Below are 24,726 nucleotides of genomic sequence, written 5' to 3'. Positions count from 1 at the left end.
GTCCTTCCGAGCACGGCGCTCGCACTAGGAGTGGTCGCTTGAGTACCAGCACCGAGTGGGCGTACGCCGGTACCCGCTACCGGATGTACCGGTTCACGCCAGAAGTCCAGCGGCAGCTGAAGGACCTCAACAAGGCCGACAACTGGCATGTGTTCCTGGCCTGGGCCGAGGACGTGTTCTGGATGGCGCTGTCGGTGGCCGTCTGTGTCGCCGGCACCTACTGGCTGTATCCGCTGGCGGCGCTCGTCATCGGCGCCCGGCAGCGCGGCCTGTCCACCCTGCTGCACGACTGCGCGCACGGAGTGGGCGTGGCCGACCGGCGGTTGCAGATGCTGGCCGGGACGGTCATGACCGCGTACCCCATCTTCCAGCAGCACTACGCGTACAAGGTCTCGCACGTCTACACCCACCACCCCCGGCTGGGCAGCCCCGACCTCGACCCCGACCTGCGCTTCTTCATCGAGCAGGGCGCGTACCGCAGCAGCGCGACGTCCGCCTACGTACGGCGGGTGGTGATCCTGCCGCTGCTGGGCTCGCAGACCTGGGCGTACCTGCGGTACCTGGTGCGCAACCGCTACCGCGTGCTCAAGGGAGAGGGCGGCCGGGCGCAGGCGGCCTCCCCCTCCCCGGTGCAGCGGCGCAAACGCGCCCTGGACCGGGCCGGGTTCTGGCTGTTCTGGGCCGCCGTGGTCGGCCTGGCCTGGAACGGCGGCTGGCTGCTCGGACTGCTGCTCTTCTGGGTGGTGCCGTATCTGACCAGCTTCCAGATCCTCGGCTGGTACATCGAGCTGTCCGAGCACACCCCGCTGGTGCGCGACTCGAACATCGATCTGTACATGACGCGCAACCGCAAGAGCCGCACCTGGGAGAAGTTCCTCACCGGCATCCACAACGACAACTACCACCTGGAACACCACCTCGACCCCCGTACGCCGTTCTACAACCTGCACAAGGCCCGCCGGGTACGGCTGCACGACCCCGGTTACGCGGCTGTCGACCGCCAGTTGGGCGGGCTGTTCACCACCGGCCCCGAAGGCCAGCCGAGCGCCATGTCGGCCATCGTCCGCTCGATGACCCGCCCCGCGCAGGCCGAGGCCGTCGCGGTGAACCGGAAGGAACGCGATGCCGCAGCCTGACCGGAGGACCCCCGTGCCGAAGGATTTCAGCCGGGCCGAGTCGGCCGCCGTGCACGGCGGTTCGCACGTCCGGCTGGGGCTCACCCCGCCGGTGACGACGCCCATCTTCCAGACCGCCGCCTACGAACTGCCCAGCACCGCGGCCGCGGCGGGCATCTTCGACCTGCTCCAGGACGGGCACGCCTACACCCGGCTGAACAACCCCACCAACGACGTGCTCGAAGAGCGGATGGCCGCGGTCGACGGCGCCGCCGCCGGGCTCGCGGTCGCCTCCGGCCAGGCGGCGGTCAGCCTGGCGCTGCTCAACCTCTGCCAGGCCGGGGACAACCTGGTCAGCTCGAACGAGCTGTACGGCGGCACCTGGAACCTGCTGGCGAACACCTTCGCCCGGTTCGGCATCGAGACCCGGTTCGTCAGCCCCGACGACCCGGCGAACTTCGCCGCCGCCACCGACGCGCGCACCCGCTGCTGGTTCGGCGAGACGCTGCCCAACCCACGGCTGCGGCTGTTCCCGGTCGAGGAGGTCGCCGGGCTCGCCGAGGAGCACGGTGTGCCGCTCGTCCTGGACAACACGATGCTGCCGTACGTGCTGCGGCCGATCGAGTTCGGGGCGCACGTCCTGGTGTACTCGGCCACCAAGTACATCGGCGGCCACGGCTCCAGCCTCGGCGGGCTGATCCTGGACGCGGGCACCTTCGACTGGGAGCGGCACGCCGACCGGCACCCGCTGATGACCACCCCCGACCCGGCGCACGGCGGCGTGGTGTGGACCCGCACCGGGCGGGATCTGGACAGCGCGCTGGGCCGCAGCGGCTATCTGCTGAAGGCCCGGGAGACACTGCTGCGCGACCTCGGGCCGTGCCTGAGCCCGTTCAACGCGTTCCTGCTGCTCCAGGGGCTGGAGACGCTGCCGCTGCGGATGCGGGTGCACGGCGAGAACTCCACCCGGGTGGCCGGTTTCCTCCAGGAGCACCCGCTGGTGGAGCGGGTGGTGCACCCGAGCCTGGCCGAGGGCGAGGAGGGCGCCCGGGTGCGGCGCTACCTGGGCGGCAACAACGGGCCGCTGGTGCAGTTCGAGATCAAGGGCGGCCAGGAGGCCGGCAGCCGGTTCATCGAGGCGCTGCGGCTGTTCTCCCACGTCACCAACATCGGCGACGTGCGGTCCATGGCGACCCACCCGGCCTCCACCACGCACGCCCAGCTGCCCGAGGCGCAGCAGCTGGCCGCCGGGGTCACCCGCGGCTCGGTCCGGCTGGCGGTCGGCGTCGAGCACATCGACGACCTGCTCGCCGACCTCGACCAGGCGCTGAAGGCCCTGTGAGCACCGGCAGCGGCGCCGGCATCGGTAGCGGCGACGAGGCGGGGAGCGGCACCGGCGCCGGCGCCCGTACGGACCCGGGCCCGCGCCGGGACCCGGGCGCCCCGGCCGACCCGGGCGCGCGGACGCCGCTGGTCGCGCTGGCCTGCGTCACCGAGGACGTGGGCGGGGTGCCGCACCCGGCGGTGCGGCAGGTGTACGTCTCCGCGCTGGAGGACGTGGCGGGCTGCGCGGTCGTCCTGCTGCCGGGGCCGGCCGCGTGGCTGCCGTCGGTGCTGGACCGGTTCGACGGGCTGGTGCTCGGCGGCCACGAGTCCGACGTCGCCCCCGAGCGCTACGGCGACCTGGCGGGGCTGGGTCTGCGGGCCCCCGAGCGGGACGAGCTGGCCCTGTCCGCGCTGCCCCTGGCGATCGCCGCCGGGCTGCCCGTCCTCGGCATCTGCCGGGGCCTGCAGGAGCTGAACGTGGCGTACGGCGGCACGCTGCGGGACATCGGCGCGCTGCCGCTGGGCGCCGGCCACCGCGAGGACCTGACGCTCGGCAGGGACGAGCAGTACCTGCCCCGGCACGACGTCGCGGTGGCCGAGGGCGGGCTGCTGCGCGAGCTCACCGGCCAGTCCGCGCTGCGGGTCAACTCCCTGCACCAGCAGGCGATCGGCCGGCTGGCACCGGGTCTGCGGGCCGAGGCCGTGGCGCCGGACGGCGTCATCGAGGCGGTGTCGGCTCCGGACGCCCCGGCGTTCGCCCTCGCCGTGCAGTGGCACCCGGAGTGGTACGCCGCCTCCGACCCGCTCTCCAAGCGGCTGTTCACCGCGTTCGGCGCCGCCGCCGCCGAACGGGCCGGGCGGCGGCGTTGAGCCGCGCCCGGCGCACCGCCCGGATGCTGGACTCCGTCGTCCAGCGCCCGATGCTCCCCGACCGGCCGGCCCGGCGGCTGACCCAGCTGCTGCTGGGCCTCGGCCTGTACGGGGTGAGCGACGCGATGGTGGTGCTGTCCGGGCTGGGCGTCGAGCCGTGGGACGCGCTCAGCCAGGGGCTGTCGCGGAGCGTCGGCCTGGGCATCGGCGTGTGGACGAACATCGTCGGCGCGCTGGTGCTGCTGCTGTGGATCCCGCTGCGCACCAAGCCGGGCCTGGGCACGGTGTGCAACGTCCTGCTGGTCGGCACCGCCATGCAGGTGACGCTGGAGCTGTGGGCGGCGCCGGACGGGCTGTGGGCGCGCTGGGTGCTGCTGATCAGCGGCGTCGTGCTCAACGGCGTCGCCACCGGGGCCTACATCGGCGCGGGCGCCGGCCCCGGTCCGCGCGACGGCCTGATGACCGGCTGGGCGGCCCGCGGCCACTCCATCCGCGGCGTCCGGTGGGTCATCGAACTGTCCGTACTGGCCCTCGGGTTCCTGCTCGGCGCCACCGTGGGCGTCGGCACGGTGATCTACGCGCTCGCGATCGGCCCGCTGGCGGAGGTCTTCCTCCCGGCGCTGGAGATCGGCCGCGCCGCGCCCGCACCCGAGCCGGCGCCCGGGGACGTGGCCGTACCCCGTCCGTAGCCACCGGCCGCACCGGCCCCGCGCCCGCGCGGACCGTGACCCGCGGCCCCGTACCACCCGGCCACCCGGCCGGCACCCCGCCCGCGCGCGCGGACCCCCGCACGCCCACACCGTCCCGTTCGCGGACCGGGCCGGCCCCCCGCGCGGACCCGCGGACCGGCGCCGGGCGTCCCGCCGGCCGCGGAAGCCGCCGTACGTCATTCGGACCTGACTGCCCGCCGGATGACGACCGGTCTGATCCAATAGGCATACCGGGTCCATTTCATACCGGTCTGTCCGCATATACGGTACCGGACTGTCATGCCCATACCAAGGAACAGTCCCACTCCTGGAGGCACCCCCCATGCACCACACCGGCCCCCGATCACACCGGTCGCACCACGTCCAACCCCCGCCGCGCCGCCGGCGCCCTCCCGCCGGCGCCGGTCGCTGCTGGGCGCCGGCGGCGCACTGCTCACACTGCTCGCCCTGCTGGCCGCCGCCCCCGAACCGGCCGCGGGCGCCACCGGCGTCGCCCACCGACCGGTCCACCCCGAGCGCGACTGGATGGGGTCGACGGTCGCGGCCCACGAAGGCAGGGTGGCGGACGGCGCCGGCGCCTCGTCCACCGCCAAGCTCCCGCGCACCCCCGGCTTCGACGTCAGCAACTGGCAGCCGAAGGTGGACTGGGCCGGCGCCTACAAGAAGGGCGCCCGGTTCGCGTACATCAAGGCCACCGAGGGCACCACGTACCGGGACCCGAGCTTCAACTCGCACTACACCAAGGCGTACAGCGCCGGCTTCATCCGCGGCGCGTACCACTTCGCCACCCCGAACTCCTCCGGCGCGAAGGCCCAGGCCGACTGGTTCGTCGCGCACGGCGGCGGCTGGTCCAAGGACGGCAGGACGCTGCCGCCGATGGTCGACATCGAGTACAACCCGTACGGCGCCTCCTGCTACGGGCTGGGCAAGACGGCTATGGTCAACTGGATCGCGGCCTTCGTCAACGAGGTGCACGCCAGGACCACCCGCTGGGCGACCATCTACACCAGCCACGACTGGTGGAGCACCTGCACCGGCAACACCACCGCCTTCGCCGCGACCGACCCGCTCTTCGTCGCCCGCTACGCCTCCTCCCCCGGGACCCTTCCGGCCGGCTGGCCCTTCCACACCTTCTGGCAGTACGCCAACTCCGGCACCTTCCCCGGCGACCAGGACTACTTCAACGGCCCGCTCGCCGGCCTGCGCAACCTCGCCAACAACACCTGACCGCCCCGCGCGGCGGAACACCCCGCCCGGCGCCCGGCCGCGAGGCCGGCCCCGGCGGCGGGCGGGTCGACCTGGCAGGGCGTCAGTGCGGACAGGAGTCTGTCAGTAGTGAAACTCGTTTCCAATTAAGGGCCGAGCCGCGCCCCCCGCCACCGGCGGCGCGCGCCCCGGCACCGGGACTGCCGCGGCCCGGGGCGTTCGGCCTGGAGAGCCTGGACCACGACAGCCCGGCGTACCGGACGCTGACCGGTCCCGCGCTCACCGCCGAGACCGCCGACACCCCGGCCTGGCGGGCCGCCGACCTCGGCGCGGCCGACGGCCACGGCAACGCCCGCCCGGTGGCCCGTGTGCTGTCCGTGCTGGCCAGGGGCGGCGAGGTCGACGGCGTCCGGCTGCTCGGCGGGAAGACGATCGACCTCGTCTTCGACCCGCAGGTGGACGGCGTCGACCTCGCCGACGGCCTGCCGCTGCGCTGGGGCATCGCTACGCCCTGCCCCGCCAGGAGACGCTGCCCTCGATACCGGACGGGCGGATCTGCTCCCGGGGCGGCTGGGGCGGCTGGGGCAGCTGGGGCAGCTAGGGCGGCTAGGGCGGCTAGGGCGGCTAGGGCGGCCGATGATCATCATGGACCTCGACCGCCGCATGACGGTCTCCTACGTGATGAACCGGATGGCCCCCGGCATCCTCGGTTCCGACCGCAGCGCCGCCCACGTCTCGGCCGTCTACGACTGCCCGGCGTCGCCGGATCGGCGGAGCCCCGGGAGCGGGGGCCGGCGGCCCGTGGGCCGGGCGGGTCGGGAAGGCGGGGCCGGGGGCCGGGCGCGGCGGCCGGCGGTCAGGGCGCGGACGAAGACAGGGCCGGTTCGGGGGCCGGGGTCTTGGCGGCGCGGCCGGGGAGGTGGTGGAAGAGCAGGTTGAGCAGGAAGGCGGTCAGCGTCGCGCTGGTGATGGCGCTGCCCGCGACCGTCTGCACCCAGGTGGGGAAGGCGTGGTAGACGCTCGGCGCGACGACCGGGAGCATGCCGACGCCGATGGAGACCGCCACGATCGTCATGTTGCCGGTGCCGTCGAACTCCACCCTGCGCAGGGTGTTGATACCGACCGCGGTCACCGTGGCGAACATGACCAGCCCGGCCGCGCCGACCACCGGGCCGGGCAGTGACGCCACGACCTCGCCCATCTTGGGTATCAGGCCGAGCAGCACCAGCATGCCGCCCGCGACGGCGGCCACGTAGCGGCTGCGGACCTTCGTCATGCCGACCAGGCCGACGTTCTGCGCGAAGACGGTGTCCAGGAAGCCGTTCATGACGCCGCCGAGGACGCCGGACAGCCCGTCGGCGGCCAGGCCGCGGGCCAGCTCCCGCGGGGCGACCGGCCGGCCGGTCATGTCGCCGACCGCCAGCATGTCGGCGGTGGATTCGGTGAACGTCACCAGCATCACCACGCACATCGACACCACCGCGGCGACCGGGAAGTGCGGCGAGCCGAAGTGGAACGGCGCCGTGACACCGAACCAGTCGGCGTCCCCGACCGAGGAGAAGTCGGTCAGACCCATCGGGACGGCGACGAGCGTGCCGCCGACCAGCCCCAGCAGCACCCCGATCTGGGACAGGAAACCGCGGGTGAAGCGGCCGACCACGACGATCAGCAGCACGATGCCGCCGGCCAGCGCCAGATGCGACGGAGCGGCGTAGTCCTTCGCGGTGGCGTCGTTCCCGGCGATCAGGCCGGCCGCGACTCCGATCAGCGACAGCCCGATGATGGTGATCACCGAGCCGGTGACCAGGGGCGGGAAGAGCCGGATCGCGCGGGCGAACGGCACCGCCGCCAGCAGTCCGAAGACGCCGGCGGCGATCATCGAGCCGTAGACGGCCTGCATGCCGTACTGGCCCGCGATCAGGATCATCGGGGACACCGCGGTGAAGGTCGCGCCCGCCACCACCGGCAGCCGCACGCCGAGCACCCGGCCGACGCCGAGGGACTGGACCAGGGTGATCAGTCCGGCCACCAGCAGGTCGGCGTTGATCAGCAGGCCGATCGTGTGGGTGTCGAGCTTCGCGGCGGCGCCGAAGACCAGCGGAACGGTGACGCAGCCGGTGTACATGACCAGGACGTGCTGCAGGCCGAGCAGCCCGAGGCGGCCCGGCGGAAGCGCTTCGCCGGGGACGGGCACGGGCGGGGACGACTCGGGTGGCTCGGGTGGCTCGGATGGCTCGGATGGCTCGGACACGGTCGGAACCTGTGACACATCTGCCTCCGGAACGAGGAGAGGGCGCCGGGCGAACGGGGCCTCAACCTTCCGTTGACCTGGTTTCGGCGGCATTTCCGCTGTCCTACGGGCCAGTTGCGGTACCGGCCGGTGGCCGGACGCGGTGGCCGGACGCGGTGCCCGGCGGGTACCGCGGCGGCGGGCGCGGCGGCGCCGGCCGGTCCGCCGCCGGGGCGAGTCACCGCTTCGCCCGGATCTGAGCGGATGTAAGGGCGGTTGGTTCCTCTGCTTTCGGTAAAGGCCCGGTGCTGAGGCCCTGGTCGCTATTCCGCCGCCCACGGGTGCCGGGCACACTGCAGCGCAGCGCCCGCCGCCACCGATCGGTGCGCGGCCGAACTCCCCCCTGCCCCACCGACCTTCACCTTGCAGTCGTCATCACCGACATCACCGGCATACCCGTCACCCGCGGCCCGCGGGCCAGGACAGGCGTGGTCGCGGGGGCCGGGCTGGCCCTGCTGTCCGGCACACCGGCGTCCCGCTGAGCAACGTCACCGACTTCGGCGTCGTCGACGGCAAGCTGTTCCACCCGGCTGATCGCCTTCGGCCAGGACACCACGCTCGACGCCGTCCGCGGCTTCGACGTCGCGACCGGTGTCGGCTCGCCGACCGTGTCGTACCTGAAGTCCTTCGAGCCCTCCCGGCCGCACCACCGGTAGGCACCGCGCCCCGCGGCCCGGCGGGCGGCGGGCAGTCGGGCGAGGGGTGCGGCGGGGAGCAGCGCGCTTGCCGCCGGGCTTCTCGGTACGGGGCCACCGGGAAATCCGGGCCGGAAACGCGGCCGGGCCCCAAAACTCCGTAAAACCCGGCCGGAATACGGCCGTTGGAATCCCCGCCGACGGAAACCGGAACTCACCCGCCGCACACGGCAATTCACCGGCCCCGGGAGAGCGGGCGGTCGGCCCCGACCGGCCGCGACCACGCCCACCTGCGGCGCTCTCCCCTGGTGGCCGCGGGCGGGCGCCGGCGGCGGCGCCCGCCCGCGGTTCCGGCGCCCGCTTCCGGTCCGCCCCGGCGGATCCCCGCCGATGCCCGCGGGGACCGGCCGGGAACGCGGCCGGCGCCGCCGTGCGGGGATTTCCGGAAGCGCGCCATTGACACACGGGCCTTTGATGATTGTCATGAACATAAAAGGCCGGAAGTCGAGAACCGAAACGGGTGAGCCGCACCGTGCCAGACCGCGCCGTCCACCACGCCCCGGCCCCCCTGCCGCACAGCGGCGGCGGCCGGCCGGCGTACGCGGCCCTCACCGGGCGCGGGGACCTGCTGGAGGCCGCCCACGCCGAACTCCTCGACGGCCGCGGCGTCCTGCTCTGCGGCCCGGCCGGGATCGGCAAGTCGACGCTGCTGGCCGCTCTGGGCGCCGCGGTCGCCGACGAGGGCGCCACCGTGCTGCGCTGCTCGCCCGCCCTCGAGGACGCCCGGCTGCCGTACCTCGGGGTGATCGACCTGTTCGCGCGGGTGCCGCCGGAGGTGGTCGCCGCGCTGCCGCCGGGCCCGCGGGCGGCGCTGCGGGCCGCCCTGCTGCACGGCCCCGGGCCGGTCGGGCGGTACGACGGGCTGGCGGTGCGGGTCGCCGTGCTGGCGGCGCTGCGGCGGCTGGCCGAACAGCGCCCGGTGGTGCTGGTCGTGGACGGCCTGGAGTGGCTGGACGAGCCGAGCGCCGACGTGCTCGCCTTCGTCGCCCACCGGGTGGAGGACGCGGACATCCGGATCCTGGCCGCCGAACGGGTCGCCGACGGCGAACAATCCGAGCGCTCCCGCTGCTGCCCGCCCGGCACCGCCGCGATCACCGTGCCGCCGCTGGCCGACGACGACGTTGCCCTCCTGCTGCTGTCGTCCGGGGCCGCGCTGCCGCCGCCGGTGCTGCGGGCCGTCCAGCAGACCGCCGCCGGGAACCCGCTGTACGCCCTGGCGCTGGGCCGCGGCGCGCCACGGGACGGGCTGACCGCGGAGTCCAGCGGCTTCCTGCCGGTCCCCGCCGACCTGCGGGCGCTGCTGCTCGGCCAGGTCCGCACGCTGCCCGCCGCCGCCGCGCATGTGCTGCTGGTGGCCGCCGCCGCGGGGCGGCCGAGCCTGACCTTGCTGCGGGCGGCCGGGCTGACCGGGGCGACCGCCGCGCTGACCGAGGCGGAACGGCTCGGGGTGGTCGCCGCCGACCCCTCGGGCGCCGTCCGCTTCACCCATCCGCTGCTGCGGGCCGCGCTCTACGCCGACGCCTCCGGGCAGGCGCGCCGCGCGGCGCACGCGCTGCTGGCCGCGGCGGTCGGCGAGCCGGTGGAGCGGGCCCGGCACCTGGCGCTGGCCCGGCCGCACGAGGACGAGGCCACCGCCGCCGCCCTGACGGCCGCCGCCGGCTCGGCGCGGGCGGACGGCGACGCCGAGGCCGCCGCCGAACTGGCCGAACTCGCCGCCCGCAGGACCCCGGCGGGCCGGCCGGCCGACCGCGACCGGCGCCTGCTGGCGGCGGCCGACTTCGCCTGCGACGCCGGGCGCCGCGAGGAGTCCGAGCGGGCCGCCCGCGCGGTGCTCGGCGGCTCGGCCTCGGCCCACGACCGGGTCCGCGCCCGGCTGGTGCTGCTGCGCAACGCCGGTCAAGCGCTCTGGGACCGGCAGCAGTTGATCGAGGACGGGCTGCGGGACGCCGCCGGGGACCCGGGGTTGGAGGCGGCCCTCCTCCACTGGGCGGCTCTGCGCGGGCTGTTGTGCGGGGCGCTGGCCGAAGGAGCGGACTACGCGCGTCACTCCGCCCGCTGCGCGGCCCGCGCCGGGGACACCGCCACCCGCATCGCGGCACTGTCCACGCTGGCCAGGATACGGTCGCTGGGCGGTGAACCCGCCGAGGCGGAAGCGGCGTTGGAGCTGGCGCTGGCGCTGGCGGAGGCGGGCCCGCAGCGCCGGGTGCTGCGCCGGATGCGGGCGATCCTGGACCTGGACGCCGACCGGGTCGGCCGGGCCCGCGAACAGGTGGTCGGCCTGCTGGACGCCGCGGAGCAGGCCGCCGAGGTCGAGGACGCGGTGGCGTCGCTGGTGGCGCTGACCCGGGTGCAGGTCCGGGCCGGCGAGTGCGGCCCGGCGCTGCGCACCGCCGCCCGCTGCACCCGCGTGGTGGCGGAGGCGGGCACCGAGTCGGCGCCCGCGCTCTACGCGGCGGCGCTGGCCGAGACATACGGCGGTACGCCGGTACGGGCCCGGCGGCTGGCCGTGCTGGCGGTACGGGCCTCCGAGGCGGACGGGGACCGGCTGTTCCTGCTGCGCGCGCTCGCCGTCCTCGGCCAGGCCGCGCTCTTCGCCGGCGACCGGCCCGGCGCGGCGGAGGCGGTCGAGTCGCTGCGCCGGGTGCTGGAGATCGGCACCGCGATGCGCGCGGCGGACCCGCCGCTGCTGAGCTGGTACGCCGACCTCGCCGAGTCGCTGGTGACGCTCGGCGAGACCGACGCGGCGGCCACCGTCCTCCAGGAGGCGTACCGCTGGGCCACCGGCAACGCGCCCGGCAGCGTACTGGCGTCGCTGGAACGGGCGGGCGGGCTGCGGGAGGCCGCCTGCGGGCGGGTGAAGGAGGGGACGGCGCTGCTGCTGTCGTCGGCCGCCCGGCTGCGCCCGCTGGGCCTGCCGGTCGAGCTGGTCCGCACCCTGACCGCCCTCGGCGCGGTGGAGCGGCGGGCCCGGCACCGTACGGTGGCGCGCACCGTGCTGGCCGAGGCGCTGGAGATCGCCGAGCGGGCCGGCGCGGCCCCGCTGGCCGAACGGGCCAGGGACGAACTCGCCCGGGTCGACGCGGTGGTCCGCGGCGCCGCGGGTGTCCGGCTGACCCCGTCCGAGGCCCGGATCGTGGAGCTGGTACGCAGCGGCGCGACCAACCGCGAGGTGGCCACCGAGCTGTTCATCAGCGTCAAGACCGTCGAGGGCGCGCTATCCCGGGTGTTCCGCAAGTACGGTGTGCGCTCCCGCACGGCGCTGATCCACGCGATGGCGGCGCCGGCGGCCGGGCGGCCCGCCCCCGCGCCCGGCCCGCAGACCGGCGCGGGCCCGGTCCGCACCGCCTGAAGTCCCCGCCCCGGCGGACCGGCCGGCCGGGCGCCGGGCCGCCCGGCCGACCGCCGTACGTACGGGAGCCGTTGGCGCAACCCCGCGGTGACACGCGCTCACCGGGGGACATACCGGGGTCACACGCGACGCCCCGCCGTCACAAGCAACGCATCGTTAACACACGACGCAAGGGTTACCACGCTTATACGCGCGCGGGCCGCTCCTTAGCGTGGAGACCGTCCCGTTCCGGGAACCGGATTCCCTCATGGAGGACCTTCGTGACGCTCCGTCTGAAACTGCTGGCCGTCGCCGCCACCCCGGCGCTGCTGGCCGCGGCCGTCCCCGCCGCGTACGCCGCCTCCGCGCAGCCGCACACGGCCCGCGTGGCACTGGCCGGCGACGTACTGCCGGGCCTCGCCGGCCACGCCGTCCGCACCGGCGATGTCGCGGCCGGACACCGCATATCCGTCGCGGTGAGCCTGAAGGCCAGGAACGACAAGGCGCTCGACGCCTTCGTCGCCCAGGTCACCGACCCCCGCTCGGCCACGTACGGGCACTACCTGACCAAGGCCCGGTTCGCCGCCGCCTACGGCCGCAGCGACGCCGAGGTCAAGCAGGTCACCGACTACCTGCGGGCCCAGGGCCTGACCGTCGGCGCCGTGCACTCCGGCAACCTGCTGGTCGACGCCAGCGGGACAGCCGCCCAGCTGGAGAAGGCGTTCGGCACCACGCTGTCCACCTGGAAGGACAGCGCCTCCGGACGCAGCTTCTACGCCAACGACGCCGCGCCCACGCTGCCCGCGTCGGTGGCCTCCGTGATCAGCGACGTCTCCGGCCTCAACAACCGCAACGTGCTGCACCACCAGGCCCCGGCCACCGTCACCCCGCACAACGGCCCCGGCGGCGGCTACACCCCGGCGCAGATCAAGGGCGGCTACAACGTCTCGGGCAGCTACACGGGCAGCGGCCAGAAGATCGCGCTGCTGGAGTTCGACGGCTTCCAGCAGTCCAACATCACCACCTTCGACAGCCACTACGGCCTCAGCTCGCCGGCCGCGACCGTGCACAAGGTGGACGGCGGCTCGGGCTCGCTGGGCGACGGCCAGGTCGAGGTGGAGCTGGACATCGAGGTGCTCAACGCGATCGCCCCGGCGGCGGCCGTCACGGTCTTCGAGGGCCCGAACTCCGACGCGGGCGAGGTCGACACCTACCAGGCCATCGTGGACAGCGGCATCCCCGTGACGTCCATCAGCTGGGGCGCCGCCGAGTCGCAGCGCACCACCTCCAACATCAACGCGGTCGACGCGGTCTTCAAGCAGGGCGCCGCCCAGGGCCTCGGCTTCTTCGCCGCCTCGGGCGACAGCGGCTCCGACGACGCCGGCAACGGCCGCACCTCGGTCGACTACCCGGCGAGCGACCCGTACGTCACCGGCGTCGGCGGCACCAAGCTGACCGTCACCTCGTCCAACGCCTGGAGCAGCGAGACCGCCTGGAACGGCGGCGGCGGCGGCAAGTCCAGCGTCTTCGCGATCCCGAGCTGGCAGACGCCGGTGCAGAAGAGCCAGGGCGGCGGCAAGCGCCAGGTCCCGGACGTGGCGGCGCTGGCCGCCCCGACGCCGGGTGTGTCGATCTACTCGCAGGGCAGCTGGGGCCAGGTCGGCGGCACCAGCGCGGCGGCTCCCGAGTGGGCCGCGTTCGCCACCCTGTACAACCAGCAGGCCGCCGCGGCGGGCAAGCCCCGCCTCGGCTCCGCCAACCCGGCACTCTACGCGGCGGCCGGCACCGGCTTCCACGACATCACCAGTGGCAGCAACGGCGCGTACTCCGCCGCCGCCGGCTGGGACTTCACCACCGGCTGGGGCTCGTACAACGCGGCCACGCTGGCGGCGAAGCTGCTGGCCGGCTGATCAGGACCGGTCAGGACGGGCGGAGCCGGTCCGTACGGATCCCCGGTGACCCGAGCTGATCCGCGGCGACCGGCAGCGACCCGCGGCGACCGGCGGCGATCCGCACCGGCCCGGTCCCGGACCCCTGCGCAGGGGTCTGGGACCGGGCCGGCCGTGTGCGCCGGGGGCGGGGTCAGCCCCGCGGCTGGATCCGGTGCTCCGCACCCTGCTCGCGGCTCCGGTCGTCCCAGCCGATCCCCGCGCCGGCACCGTGGCTGCGCGGCGCCGCCGGCGTGACGTCGGCGTTGGCGCAGCTGTTGCCGAAGGAGGGGTTGAGCAGGGCCAGCAGGTCGATCGAGTTGCCGCAGAGGTTGAGCGGGATGTGCACCGGCACCTGGATCACGTTGCCGGACAGCACACCGGGCGACCCGACGGCACCGCCGACCGGGCCGGTGTCGGCGACGGCGGCGCCGCCCGAGAGGAGGATGATGCCGCCGGCCAGCGCGGCCACAGCGGCACCCTTGTTCATGAGCTTCACGAAGACTCCTTGAGGACGAGGCGTGTGTCGGCGGCCGGTACACAATCAGCCACCCTTCGATCACCTAGCGTTGGCAGCCGATCACCAGAAGGCAGGGTGCCGCATCCGGAAGTCATCCGTTCAGACGCGCTTTCGGCATATCACTCCTCCGTACGGAGGATCCGGCCGTCGCGGACCGGCCCCGTCGGGCGCCCGCCGGGGCGGCCGGCGGATCCACCGCCGGCGCGGGCCCCGGCCGCGGATTGGGTTACGGTGGCCACAAGGGTTTCGACACCGTGCTGAGAGCCTTCGGACGAGCGGCCCGCGGTTGCGGCCACCTGTTTCGAGGAGACGTCCATGACGCAGGACGGCAGAACGCGGACCCCGCCCGCCGGGGTGGGGCTCGGCGACCCCCGACGCCTCGGCGCGCTCGGTGACGCGGGTCTGACCGCCGCCCCCGACGCGGGAATGGAGCGCTTCGCCCGGCTGGTCTCCCGGCTGATCGGCGTCCCCGTCGCCCTGGTCTCGCTGGTGGAGGCCGACCGCCAGGTGTACCCCGGCCAGATCGGCCTCACCGAGCCGTGGGCGTCCACCCGGCAGACCCCGCTGTCCCACTCGCTGTGCCAGTACGTGGTGGCCTCGGGCGCGCCCCTGGTGCTGTCCGACGTCCGCGAGGACGAGCGGACCTGGAGCAGTATGGCGATCGGCGACATGGGCATCGTCGCGTACGCCGGCACGCCGCTGACCGACACCCGCGGCAACGTCCTCGGCTCGCTCTGCGCGATCGACACCGTGCCCCGCGAGTGGACCGCGCAGGAGGTCGCCAACCTCACCGACCTGGCCGCCGCCTGCTCCGCCGAGCTGCGGCTGCGGATCTCCTCCCGGCACGCCATAGAGGCCCGCTCGGCCGCCGAGGTCGCCCAGGCGCAGGCACTGGAGGCGTCCGGCCGGGCCCGCCGGGCGCTGGAGCGCTCCGAACTGCAGCTGAGGGCCGCCGAGGTGCTCGCCGACGCGCAGGGGCTGGTCGACCTGCGGCGCCGGGTCGGCGAGCTGATCACCGGAGACCTCCGGCCGATCTGGACCGGGGTGTCGCTGCTGGAGGGGCAGGGCCGGCTGCGGCGGCTGGTCGATCCGGACAACGCCTCCGAGCTGGAGCGGGAGCACGGCCAGTACACGTCCGGCGACAGCTGGCCCACCGCCCGCGCGGTCCGCGAGAACCGGCTGATCACCGTGCACGGCGAGGCGCAGATGCGGGCCCAGTACGGCGAGCCGGCGGTCGGGGTCTGGCGCGCGCTCGGCTTCGCGTCCCTGGTGTGCGTACCGCTGTACGGCACCCGGCAGGTGCTGGGCGCGCTCGCCCTGGCCTGGGGCAGCCACCACGACCTGGAGGTCGGCGAGCGGGCGCTGCTGAGCGCCATCGCCGGGTACACCGCGCAGGCGGTGGAACGGGTGGTGTTCGTCGAGGACCGGATCACCGTCGCCCACCAGCTCCAGCAGGCGATGCTCACCGAGCTGCCCACCGTGCCGGGGCTGGACATGGCCGCCGCGTACATCCCGGCGGCCGAGGGCGAGATGGTCGGCGGCGACTGGTACGACGCGTATCCGCTGCCGGCGGTGCCCGGCCGGCCGGCGTACGACCCCGGTACCGGCGCGGTGCCGATGGCGCTCACCGTCGGCGACATCACCGGCCACGACATGGACGCGGCCACCGTGATGGGCCAGGTGCGCAGCATGCTGCGGCAGGCCACCTGCGACCACCCCGGCCAGGGGCCGGCCCACGCGATCACCGCGCTGGAGGAGAGCTGCCGCACCCTCGGCCTGCCGGCCGGCGGTACGGCGGTGCACGCGCATCTGACGCCCGGCCCCGACGGGTGGTGGCTGACCTGGACCAACGCCGGGCATCCGGCGCCGCTGCTGGCCCGCGCGGACGGCACGGTGGAGGTACTGGAGGAGCACGACGTCCTGCTCCACCCGGCGCTGCCCGTACTGCCCCGGCACGACCGCCGGCTGCCGCTGGCACCCGGTTCGACGCTGCTGCTCTACACCGACGGCCTGATCGAGCACCGCGGCCGCAGCTACGACTCCTCCACCCACCGCGCCGCCGCGATGCTCAGCGCGGGCGCCCGGCTGCCGCTGCCGGAGCTGCTCCGGCAGATCGCCACCGACGTGGCCGGCGAGTCGGCGGGCGACGACGTGGCCATGCTCGCGGTCCGCGTCCCGTAGCCGCCGCGGCGGCCCCGCCCTTCCGGGCGGGGCCGTGGACACCGCGGTCCCGTACCGCGTACACCGCGGTCCCGTACCGCCCGGCCCCGTACGACCCGTGCCGCGGATGGCCGGATCCGTGCGGTCCGACCCCCGTCGGGGCTCGGCCGCCCCCGGGAGTGCGGTCAGCCGGTCCGGTCCGGCTGGGCGTACTGCACGGCCAGCTCGGCGGGGGCGGTCGCGGTGTGCGCGCGGAAGGCGGCGGTCAGCGGGCGGTACGGGGCGCGCTGGGCGAGGACCAGCGCGCGCAGGACGGCGGCCGGGTGGCCGGTCGCGGTGGCCGGGGCGCCGTCGACGGCGGAGACGTCCAGGCCGGTACGCGGGATGTCCGCGCCCGCGCCCGGGGCGGGGGCGCCGAAGGACTCCACGGTGAGCCGGTGGCCCCGGCTCAGCATCGTGAGCACCGTGCTCACCCGCGCGTCCACCCGGCCGGCCGCCAGCAGGGCGCGGGCGGCGGGGCGGAAGGTGATCCGCCGGTCGGCCAGCAGCGCCTTCCCGACGGTCGCCCGGTGGGCCCGGTCGGCCGCCTCGGCCCGCTCGTACGCCGCCCGGCCGCCGTCGGCGACCTCGGCGACCGTCACGGTCCCGGCGCCGTCGCCGAACGCGGCGAGCGGCTGCCGGGCGGTGCCGGTGTCCGCGGCGGACCCCAGCAGGGCGCGTACGAACGGGGTAAGGACCACCACGTCGGCGCCCTGGAGCCGGGGGGCGCCGGCCCACAGCCGCAGCGTCGAGGCCGCGGGGAAACCGGCGCCGATCAGCTCGTCGCACAGGGCGGAGTCGCAGGCGACCGTGTGCCCGGGACCGACCCGGCCGGCCACGAACGCCGCCACCGCCGCCCCGACCTGCGGCGACAGCGGCGGTACGGACACGGCCGGGGTACTGTGCGGGGCACTGGCCGAGGGGTCGGCCGCGCTCCCGGCCGGCGCCGCCGGACGCTCGTCCCCGCCGCCGCGGGCGACCACGACCGCGGTGACGACGACCGCGACGGCCACCACGACGGCGACCGCGGCCACCAGCGGACCGCGCCGCTGGCCGCCGCCGTCCCGGTCGTACGGATTGCGCGGCTTGAGTCCGAACCGCCGCCGGGCGAAGGAACGGACGGTGTTCCAGTAGATCCGGGCCCACGTGGGTTCGCCGGGGCTCGGCGGAGGGACCACCTTGGGTCGCTGCTCCAGATTCTGCGGCATCGCTCACTCGCTGGGGAAAGGACGTGACGGGCGGGCTACGACGGGCGGGCCCGAAGGCCCTGACCACGGGGTCTCACGGTGACGATCCCGTCAAGTACGTCGATTATCAGCACAGTTGGACGAACTCTGGCAAGTTCCGTCACGTCGTTCCGGACAACGGAACGGAGCCGTTTGAGGACTGTGCGCAACCGGGGAAGCGGTGGTGCGAAGGCCCCCTGGAGCGGGTCCGGTCGGCGGGGCGGGCTCAGCCCTGGTAGGGGTTGCGCCCCTGCGGCTGCGGCACGGACCGGCCGCCGGAGCCCTGCTGCGCCCCGGCCATCGCCTGCGCCTGGGCGTGCAGCTGCTCGGCCTGCTCCTTCGGCAGCCTGTGCTGGGCCGCGCAGAAGGTGCACTGCGTGGAATAGGTGACGCTGACCGGGAACAGCGGGACGAAGAACAGGGTGAACTTGGTGACGCGCTTCCTGAGCGTGTGCGCGGCCGGATTGCCGCAGCCCGCGCAGACCAGCGTCAGAACGGCCAGCTGGTAGAGATAGCCCCGGGTGCCGAAGATGATCACGTGAGTCTCCCCCTCGCGTCCTGCGGATGTCCTGCCCATGGCCTGACCACCGCCTGCTCGTGCCCTGTTCACCGCCCGTTCGCGGCCCGGTTCGGCCGCCCGGCCCGTTCGTCGCACCGGGCCCCGCTCCCCGTGGGACACGCGGCGGCGGACGCCCCCGCACAGAGTCTGCCGTACGCCGCCGGCAGGTCCGCTACCGGGAGGCAATATTCGGCCCGGCGGCCCTCCGCTCGGCCGCCGCCGGGCCGGGCGCAGGTCACCGGTCCGCGGCGCGGCCGGTCAGCGCCGCCGCGACCTGCTCGACCGTCAGGTACGGCAGCGGTGCGAGGATCTTGGCGGTCTGCGGGGCGAAGGCGGGGGAGGCGACGATGACGTCGGCGGTGGGGCCGTCGGCGACGACCTCGCCCTCGGCCAGGACCACGACGCGGTCGGCGGCGGACGCGGCGAACTCCACGTCGTGGGTGGAGATGACGACACCGCGGCCCTCGGCGGCCAGGGCGTCGATGATCCGGGTGAGCGCCAGCTTAGCCCGGTAGTCCAGGCCGCGGGTGGGCTCGTCGAGCAGGATGACGGAGGGCGCCGTGGTGAGCTGGACGGCCAGGACGAGCGCCAGTTTCTGGCCTTCGGACAGGTCGCGCGGGTGGACACGGTCGGGGACGCCCGGGGCGAGGCGGTCCAGGATCCGGCGTGCCGACCCCGGCGGGACCGCCGACTCCCGGTCGGACTGGGCGAGTTCCGCGCCGACCGTGTCGAGGTACAGCAGGTCGGTGGGGGTCTGGGGGACCAGGCAGACCCGGCGGCGCGCGGGCGCGGGGGCCGCACGGCGGCCGAACCGGCGCCGGGCGGCGGGTTGCGCGGCGGACGCGGCCTCGGGGCCGGCGCCGGGCGCGGCTGCGGCTGCGGCGGACGGGGGCACAGCTCCGGACGCGGGCGCGGCAGGGGCGGCGCCGGACACCGGCGCGGCTCCCGCTCCGGGCGCGGGGGGGCCGCCGTACGGGGTGACCTCGACCGTTCCGCCCTGCCGGGGGCCCACGCCGTGCAGCGCCCACAGCAGGGAGGACTTGCCGGAGCCGTTGCGGCCCATCAGGGCGGTCACCTGCCCGGCCCGCAGCTCAATGTCGACCTCGCGGACGGCCACCACGCCTCCGTACCGGACGACGACGCCCCGGGCGGTGAGGACCGGCCCGCCGCCCGGGAGGGCGGCACGCGGCGGGGGCACCGGGAGGTCCGCGAGCCCCGCGCGCAGCGGGACGGCGGCCCGCCGGGCATCGCGGACGGACAGCGGCAGCGGGTCCCAGCCCGCCAGCCGGCCGAGCCGGACCACCGGAGGCGCCACCGACGCCGTACGGAACACGGTGGCGGGCGGGCCGTCGGTGACCGTGCCGTCGCCCGCGAGGTGGACGACCCGGTCGGCGTACTGCACGACGCGCTCCAGCCGGTGTTCGGCCAGCACCACGGTGACACCGAGGTCGTGCACCAGCCGGGTCACGGCCGCGAGCACCTCCTCCGCCGCCGTCGGGTCCAGCGCGGAGGTGGGCTCGTCCAGCACCAGCACCCGGGGGTGCGCGGTGAGCACGGACCCGATGGCGACGCGCTGCTGCTGCCCGCCGGACAGCTCGCGCAGCGCCCGGTGCCGCAGGTCGGCCAGGCCCAGCAGGTCCAGGGTCTCCTCGACGCGCTTGCGCATCACCTCGGCGGGGATCGCCAACTGCTCCATGGCGTAGGCGAGTTCCTCCTCGACGGTGTCGGTGACGAAGCCTGCTGCCGGGTCCTGCCCCACCACTCCGACCACATCGGCGAGTTCGCGGGGCGGATGGTGCGCGGTGTCCCGGCCGGCCACGGTGACCCGGCCGGAGAGGGTGCCGCCGGTGAAGTGCGGCACGAGCCCGTTGACCGTTCCGAGCAGCGACGACTTCCCGGCCCCGGTCCGCCCGACGACCAGGCAGAGCTCACCCTCCTCGATGCACAGGTCCACTCCGCGCAGCACGGGCTCGGCGGCGCCGTCGTACACCACGCCGACCTGGTCGAATCGGATCACAGCAGAGCCTCGTCGGGATGGTGGCGGACCGGCCCGGACCGGCCGGGCACACGGACGGCGGACCGGCCCGGACCGGCCGGCGTCCGCCTGGCGTGCGGCCGGCGGTCCCGCGGTCGCGGACCGGCGCCGGGCCTTGACCGGCCTCCCTTGGCGGCCGGGGCGCGAACGCGTCGGATTCGCACCTCATGGCATCACGGGGCCGGCCGGTACGTCAACGGCGTCCACCGCCGCCTTCCCCGCTCCGCGATGCCCCCGACCAGCGGCGCGACCGCTCCGGCGGCCGGGCGGCCGAACGCGCGGGCGCGCCCCACCTGTCCCCGGTCCCGTCGCGGACCAGCCGGCCGGGCGCGCGGGTACGGGGGACGCCGAATCCCTCCTGATGCGGCTGCCCGGCCAGCCGGCCGGGCGCGCGCGGGTACGGGCCGACCGCGGGCCCGCGGGGAAGCCCGGCGGGCGGGGAAGCGAGCGCGCGGGGAAGCGAGCGCGCGAGGAAGCCCGGCGGGCGGGCCGGGCAGCCGGGCATCCCGCCACCCGCGCGCCGGGCCGGCGGTCCGGCTCCCCGTTCAGCTGCGTACCGCCCGGCGGGGGCGGCGCAGGATCGCGGTGGCCGGGGCGAGGGCCGGGCGCGGGCACTGGGGCGCCGTGGCGGGGGCCGAGAGGGCGGCGAGGTGTTCGAGGAGGATGCCTTCGCGCAGCCCCCACGGGCAGACGGCGAAGCGGTCGACGCGCAGAAGGTCCATGACGGTCTCCGCGACGACCGCGCCGGCCAGGATCTGCTGCGCGCGGGCCCGGGAGACGCCCGGCAGCAGGGCGCGCTGCGGCGCGGTCAGCCGGGCCAGCCGCGGGATCCAGTCGGTGACGGCGGCGCGGTCCAGGGTGCGTACGGCGTGCGGGCCGGCTTTCGCCGCGGGGGCGCCCGCCAGCCGGGCGAGCTGGGCGAAGGTCCTGGACGTGGCCACCCGCAGTGCCGGCGCGGGCCGGGCGGCGACCTCCGCGGCCGGGCCCGCCAGGGCGGCGCGGACGTGCGCCCGCAGCGCCCTGATGTCCCGCCTGCCGTAGGGCGGTTGGTCCGCCGGCAGCTGCTGCCGGGTCAGCCGTCCGGCGCCCAGCGGCAGGGAGACCGCGAAGGAGGGCTCGCCGCCCCGGCCGTAGGCGATCTCCAGCGAGCCGCCGCCGATGTCGGCCAGCAGCATGGCTCCCGCCGACCAGCCGTACCAGGAGCGCGCGGCGAGGAACGTCAGCCGTGCCTCCTCCTCCCCCGTCATGGTGGCGAGTTGGATCCCGCAGGCGGCCCGTACCGCGCGCAGCACGTCGTCCCGGTTGGCCGCGTCCCGCACCGCCGAGGTGGCGAACGGGTGCAGCGTCTCCACCCCGTGGGCGCACGCGGCGGCCAGCGTCACCGTCACCGCGTCCACCAGCCGCCCGACGGCGGCCGGCCCGATGACCCCGTCCCGGTCCGTGTCCGCCGCGAGCCGCACCGGCCGCTTCACCGTGGTCACCGGCTGCGGCGGCAGGCCGGGCACCAGGTCGGCGATCCGGAGCTGTGCCGCCTGCGAACCGATGTCGAGCACTCCACAACGCATGCGCAGCGCGTACCCCGGATCGGGCCGTTTATTCGAAGAGGCGTTCGTAGAACGGGTGAACTGGCCGCCAGCGGGCCTCCGTTGCGGTGCCGCGGGGGTCCGGCGGGCTCGCCGGGCCGGCGGGCCGCGAGCGCGCCGCGGGCGATGCCGTGGATACGCCGCGAGCGTCGCGGGGCGGGCCGCGGGCCGCGGGCCGCGTTGTGGACGCCGGTGCCCGGATGGCACGGTGAGGCCATGGACCTTGGACTGGCGGGGAAGACCGCGTTCGTCACCGGCGGCAGCCACGGCATCGGTCTGGCCGTCGCCCGCGGCCTGCTCGCGGAGGGCGCCGCGGTCGTGGTCTGCGGGCGCGACGAGCGGCGGCTCGCCGAGTGCGGCGTGCCCGGTGTCCGGGCGGACGTGACCGACTACGACCAGCTCGGCCGGGCGGTCGACGAGGCCGCCGAACGCCTCGGCGGCCTCGACCTGCTGGTGGCCAACGCCGGCGGCTCCTTCGGGCGCGGTCTGCTGGAGTCGACCCCACAGCAGTGGGCGGACACCTACGCCCTCAACGTGGGCCACGCCTCCCACGCGATCCGCTGCGCGGTGCCGCACTTCGGACAGCGCGGCGGCGGGGCGGCGCTGATCATCTCCTCGATCACCGGCCGCAAGCCCGGCCCGCACTCCTCCTACGCCGCCGCGAAAGCCGCCGAGATCCACCTCGCCGCCGCCCTCGCCCAGGAGTTGGGCCCCCGGTCCATCCGCGTCAACACCCTCAGCCCCGGCTCCGTCCTCTTCGACGGCGGCGGCTGGGACCGCTTCCGCACCCGCCACCCCGACGTGTACGCCGCCTTCGCCCGGGACGACTTCCCCCGCGGCCGCCTGATCACCCTCCAAGAGGTAGCCGACACCGCCTGCTTCCTCCTCTCCCCCCGCGCCACCGGCGTCAACGGCGCCGACATCCCCGTCGACGCCGCCCAGGACCACCCCACCGCCGCCCGCTTCTTCCCCTGACCCGGCGGCCCCACGAACCGGCAATCGCCCCGAAGCCACCGTGGCACGGCCCCTCCGGCAGGTAAGGTGCGGTCTCCACACACGGGGGGTGTGGGCTGAGTCACAGGACAAGCGGGGCGGGGCGGAACGTATGCGGGAAATGACCAAGGGGATGAACGTCGCGCTGGCCGCGCTGAGCGAGGACGCCGGGTCGGTGGTGGCCGGCCTCGGCTGGAGCAGCGCCAGCGGCGACGGGGACGCGGACGTGTCGGTGCTCCTGCTCGACGCTGACGGCAAGGTCGGCAGCGACGACGATTTCTACTTCTACAACCACCTGGCGGCAGCGGACGGCAGCGTGCAGTTGCTGGGCAAGACGCCGACCGCCAACGGCAGCGAGGACCGGATCAGCCTCGACCTGACGGCGGCGCCCGAACGGGTCCGCCGGATCGTGCTCGCCGCCAGCCGCTACGGCGGGGCCGGCTTCGGGGACCTGGACGATCTGCGGCTCACCCTCGCCGACCGGACGGGCGAAGTGCTGCTGGGCTTCTCCGTCGACGACGCCGAGGCGGTCCGCGCGGTCATCTTCGGCGAGCTCTACCGGCGCGACGGCGGCTGGAAGTTCCGTGCGGTGGGGCAGGGCTACGAGTCCGGGCTGGCCGGCTTGGCCACGGACTTCGGCATCGACGTGGACGACGACGGGGAGAACGACGAGGCCGGCGCCCTGGCGGAACCGGTCGGCGTGCCGACGGAGGCGGCGGCCGTCGAAGCGGCGCCACCGCCGGCCAAGTCTTTCCCCGCGCGGCCCGCCGGCGAAGCCCCCACGCCGCCCGCCGTCAAACGCCCCCGTACCGCGCGCAAGAAGGTCACCCTCCCCGCGGTCACCCGCAAGTCCCTCGCCGAGAACGATTCCTGGCGCCCGGCCAGGCTCTTCCCGGTCAGCACGCTCAAGAGCGACCGCGAACGAGAGATGCGGGCCACCTCCGTACTGCTCGCCGTGATGGCCCAGGTGCCCGAGTTCGGGCGGCGTCTGACCGCCGGGTTCGGTGCGCCGGCCGGACGGATGGAGACGTTCACCGAGGTGTCGTTGCCGCACGGCGACGGGCCGCGCCGACCCGACGGGCTGATCCGGGTGGAGCGCGCGGGCAAGCTGTGGACCGCACTGGTCGAGACGAAGACCAACGGCAACCCACTGCGGCCCGCGCAGGTGCAGGACTACGTCGACATCGCGGCCCGCCGGGGCTACGAGGCAGTGATCACCCTCTCCAACGACGTGGCCCTGGAAGGCAGTCCGCTGGTCGCGGTACGGATCGACGGGCGCCGCAAGCACAAGGTCGCGCTGTGGCACCTGTCGTGGGCCGAAGTCGCCCACCAGGCGCAGATGCTGATCCGACACGAGGGCGTCGGCAACGCCGCGCACGCCTGGCTGCTCCAGGAGCTGCTGCTCTACCTCCAGCACGACAACTCCGGCTGCCACGGCTTCCAGAACATGGGCCCGGCATGGGTCCCGGTCCGCAACGGCATCGACACCGAGACCCTGGACGAGGGCGACGCGCGGGCCGTGGAGGTGGTGGAGAGCTGGGAGCGGCTGATCCGCCAGGTCTGCCTGCGGCTCGGCGGCGAACTCGGACAGAAGGTGCTGCCCGTCCAGCGGGCCAGACGCGGCACCGACCCGCACTCGCGCCGCGCCGCGCTCGCCGAACGCCTGTGCAGGGAGGGCCTACTGCACGCCGAGTTGAAGATCCAGGACTCCCCCGGAGTGCTCGCTCTCGGCGCCGACCTGCGAACGGGCAAGCTGCGCACCTCTCTTGAGATTCCCGCGCCCGACCAAGGCCAGCCGCTCACCTGGGCCAAGCGGCTGGTCCGCCAGCTCGCCGACGCGCCCGCCGACGTGCACGTCCAAACCCTGGTGGACCGCCCCGGCAACGGTCCCCGCGGCACCCTGGAACGCCTGCGCCCCGAGCCCGCCGACCTGCTGCCGAAACCCCCGGCGGCCATCACCGGCTTCCGCCTGTCCCTCTTCAAGAGCATGGGCAGCACTCGGGGCAACGCCGAGTCCGGCTTCATCCGGAGCGTGGACGAGGCGGTGGACCGGTTCCACACGACCGTCGTCGTCCCCCTGGAACGCCGGCCCCGCTGAGCGCCGGCACCGCGGCCGGGGCGGTCCGGGCGGTCCCGACGACGT

The 24,726-nt window shown here is 75.3% G+C and carries 16 protein-coding genes and 1 pseudogene; 10 read left to right on the top strand and 7 right to left on the bottom strand.

Going from position 1 to position 24,726, the window contains the following annotated elements:
- Window positions 1–38: 38 nt before the first annotated feature.
- From RLT57_RS15555 to RLT57_RS15535, 5 genes are all read left to right on the top strand, one after another.
- Window positions 39–1,136: a fatty acid desaturase family protein gene (locus RLT57_RS15555; RefSeq protein ID WP_311297993.1), complete on the top strand. Its 1,098-nt coding sequence runs from the start codon at window positions 39–41 to the stop codon at window positions 1,134–1,136.
- Between the two features lie 13 nt (window positions 1,137–1,149).
- Window positions 1,150–2,457 (top strand): O-acetylhomoserine aminocarboxypropyltransferase/cysteine synthase family protein, encoded by a 1,308-nt coding sequence (locus RLT57_RS15550; protein ID WP_311297992.1) that lies wholly within the window; start codon window positions 1,150–1,152, stop codon window positions 2,455–2,457.
- Window positions 2,454–3,311: a gamma-glutamyl-gamma-aminobutyrate hydrolase family protein gene (locus RLT57_RS15545; RefSeq protein ID WP_311297991.1), complete on the top strand. Its 858-nt coding sequence runs from the start codon at window positions 2,454–2,456 to the stop codon at window positions 3,309–3,311. Before RLT57_RS15550 ends, RLT57_RS15545 begins: the two co-directional genes overlap by 4 nt.
- Window positions 3,312–3,334: 23 nt before the next feature.
- Complete coding sequence (locus RLT57_RS15540) at window positions 3,335–4,000, top strand: YczE/YyaS/YitT family protein (protein WP_399129857.1); 666 nt, start codon at window positions 3,335–3,337, stop codon at window positions 3,998–4,000.
- Window positions 4,001–4,300: 300 nt separating this feature from the next.
- Complete coding sequence (locus RLT57_RS15535; protein ID WP_311297989.1) at window positions 4,301–5,248, top strand: lysozyme; 948 nt, start codon at window positions 4,301–4,303, stop codon at window positions 5,246–5,248.
- Between the two features lie 835 nt (window positions 5,249–6,083).
- On the opposite strand, the gene RLT57_RS15530 is transcribed toward RLT57_RS15535, so the two are convergent.
- Window positions 6,084–7,478: a nucleobase:cation symporter-2 family protein gene (locus RLT57_RS15530; RefSeq protein WP_311297988.1), complete on the bottom strand. Its 1,395-nt coding sequence runs from the start codon at window positions 7,476–7,478 to the stop codon at window positions 6,084–6,086.
- Window positions 7,479–7,875: 397 nt separating this feature from the next.
- Window positions 7,876–8,073 (bottom strand): hypothetical protein, encoded by a 198-nt coding sequence (locus RLT57_RS15525; protein ID WP_311297987.1) that lies wholly within the window; start codon window positions 8,071–8,073, stop codon window positions 7,876–7,878.
- A gap of 599 nt (window positions 8,074–8,672) precedes the next feature.
- Between RLT57_RS15525 and RLT57_RS15520 the strand changes: the two genes are divergently transcribed.
- Both RLT57_RS15520 and RLT57_RS15515 read left to right on the top strand, forming a co-directional pair.
- The gene (locus RLT57_RS15520; protein WP_311297986.1) at window positions 8,673–11,561 is read left to right on the top strand and encodes a helix-turn-helix transcriptional regulator; all 2,889 of its coding nucleotides are present in this window, start codon (window positions 8,673–8,675) and stop codon (window positions 11,559–11,561) included.
- 260 nt (window positions 11,562–11,821) lie between these two features.
- The gene (locus tag RLT57_RS15515) at window positions 11,822–13,450 is read left to right on the top strand and encodes a S53 family peptidase (RefSeq protein ID WP_311297985.1); all 1,629 of its coding nucleotides are present in this window, start codon (window positions 11,822–11,824) and stop codon (window positions 13,448–13,450) included.
- A 280-nt stretch (window positions 13,451–13,730) separates the two neighbouring features.
- Here the strand turns inward: RLT57_RS15515 and RLT57_RS15510 are convergent.
- A pseudogene (locus RLT57_RS15510) lies at window positions 13,731–13,958 on the bottom strand (chaplin); the annotation flags it as partial.
- Between the two features lie 345 nt (window positions 13,959–14,303).
- On the opposite strand from RLT57_RS15510, the gene RLT57_RS15505 reads away from it, so the two are divergent.
- Complete coding sequence (locus tag RLT57_RS15505; protein ID WP_311297984.1) at window positions 14,304–16,169, top strand: GAF domain-containing SpoIIE family protein phosphatase; 1,866 nt, start codon at window positions 14,304–14,306, stop codon at window positions 16,167–16,169.
- A gap of 164 nt (window positions 16,170–16,333) precedes the next feature.
- Here the strand turns inward: RLT57_RS15505 and RLT57_RS15500 are convergent, their stop codons facing one another.
- From RLT57_RS15500 to RLT57_RS15485, 4 genes are all read right to left on the bottom strand, one after another.
- Window positions 16,334–17,395, bottom strand: a complete 1,062-nt coding sequence (locus RLT57_RS15500) for a hypothetical protein (RefSeq protein ID WP_311297983.1) — start codon at window positions 17,393–17,395, stop codon at window positions 16,334–16,336.
- 244 nt (window positions 17,396–17,639) lie between these two features.
- Window positions 17,640–17,951, bottom strand: a complete 312-nt coding sequence (locus RLT57_RS15495) for a zinc-ribbon domain-containing protein (protein WP_311297982.1) — start codon at window positions 17,949–17,951, stop codon at window positions 17,640–17,642.
- Between the two features lie 256 nt (window positions 17,952–18,207).
- Complete coding sequence (locus tag RLT57_RS15490; RefSeq protein ID WP_311297981.1) at window positions 18,208–19,989, bottom strand: ABC transporter ATP-binding protein; 1,782 nt, start codon at window positions 19,987–19,989, stop codon at window positions 18,208–18,210.
- A gap of 563 nt (window positions 19,990–20,552) precedes the next feature.
- Window positions 20,553–21,572: a Ppx/GppA phosphatase family protein gene (locus RLT57_RS15485; RefSeq protein ID WP_311297980.1), complete on the bottom strand. Its 1,020-nt coding sequence runs from the start codon at window positions 21,570–21,572 to the stop codon at window positions 20,553–20,555.
- Window positions 21,573–21,806: 234 nt separating this feature from the next.
- On the opposite strand from RLT57_RS15485, the gene RLT57_RS15480 reads away from it, so the two are divergent.
- Both RLT57_RS15480 and RLT57_RS15475 read left to right on the top strand, forming a co-directional pair.
- A complete protein-coding gene (locus RLT57_RS15480) occupies window positions 21,807–22,565 on the top strand; it encodes an SDR family NAD(P)-dependent oxidoreductase (RefSeq protein WP_311297979.1) in 759 nt (252 codons plus the stop codon).
- 139 nt (window positions 22,566–22,704) lie between these two features.
- A complete protein-coding gene (locus RLT57_RS15475) occupies window positions 22,705–24,681 on the top strand; it encodes a TerD family protein (protein WP_311297978.1) in 1,977 nt (658 codons plus the stop codon).
- The last annotated feature ends 45 nt before the right edge of the window (window positions 24,682–24,726 follow it).

The organism is Streptomyces sp. ITFR-21 (assembly GCF_031844685.1).
Lineage (GTDB): Bacteria > Actinomycetota > Actinomycetes > Streptomycetales > Streptomycetaceae > Actinacidiphila.
The sequence above is the reverse complement of the archived record's forward strand: the minus strand, read 5'-3'. Positions and strand labels throughout refer to the sequence as shown.

What these genes read in the sequence shown, in the direction of transcription:
- RLT57_RS15540 (WP_399129857.1), top strand. Translation starts at nt 3,335, where the DNA reads ATGCTGGACTCCGTCGTCCAGCGCCCGATGCTCCCCGACCGGCCGGCC.
- RLT57_RS15475 (WP_311297978.1), top strand. Translation starts at nt 22,705, where the DNA reads ATGACCAAGGGGATGAACGTCGCGCTGGCCGCGCTGAGCGAGGACGCC.
- RLT57_RS15535 (WP_311297989.1), top strand. Translation starts at nt 4,301, where the DNA reads ATGCCCATACCAAGGAACAGTCCCACTCCTGGAGGCACCCCCCATGCA.
- RLT57_RS15505 (WP_311297984.1), top strand. Translation starts at nt 14,304, where the DNA reads ATGACGCAGGACGGCAGAACGCGGACCCCGCCCGCCGGGGTGGGGCTC.
- RLT57_RS15480 (WP_311297979.1), top strand. Translation starts at nt 21,807, where the DNA reads ATGGACCTTGGACTGGCGGGGAAGACCGCGTTCGTCACCGGCGGCAGC.
- RLT57_RS15485 (WP_311297980.1), bottom strand. Translation starts at nt 21,572, where the DNA reads ATGCGTTGTGGAGTGCTCGACATCGGTTCGCAGGCGGCACAGCTCCGG.
- RLT57_RS15500 (WP_311297983.1), bottom strand. Translation starts at nt 17,395, where the DNA reads ATGCCGCAGAATCTGGAGCAGCGACCCAAGGTGGTCCCTCCGCCGAGC.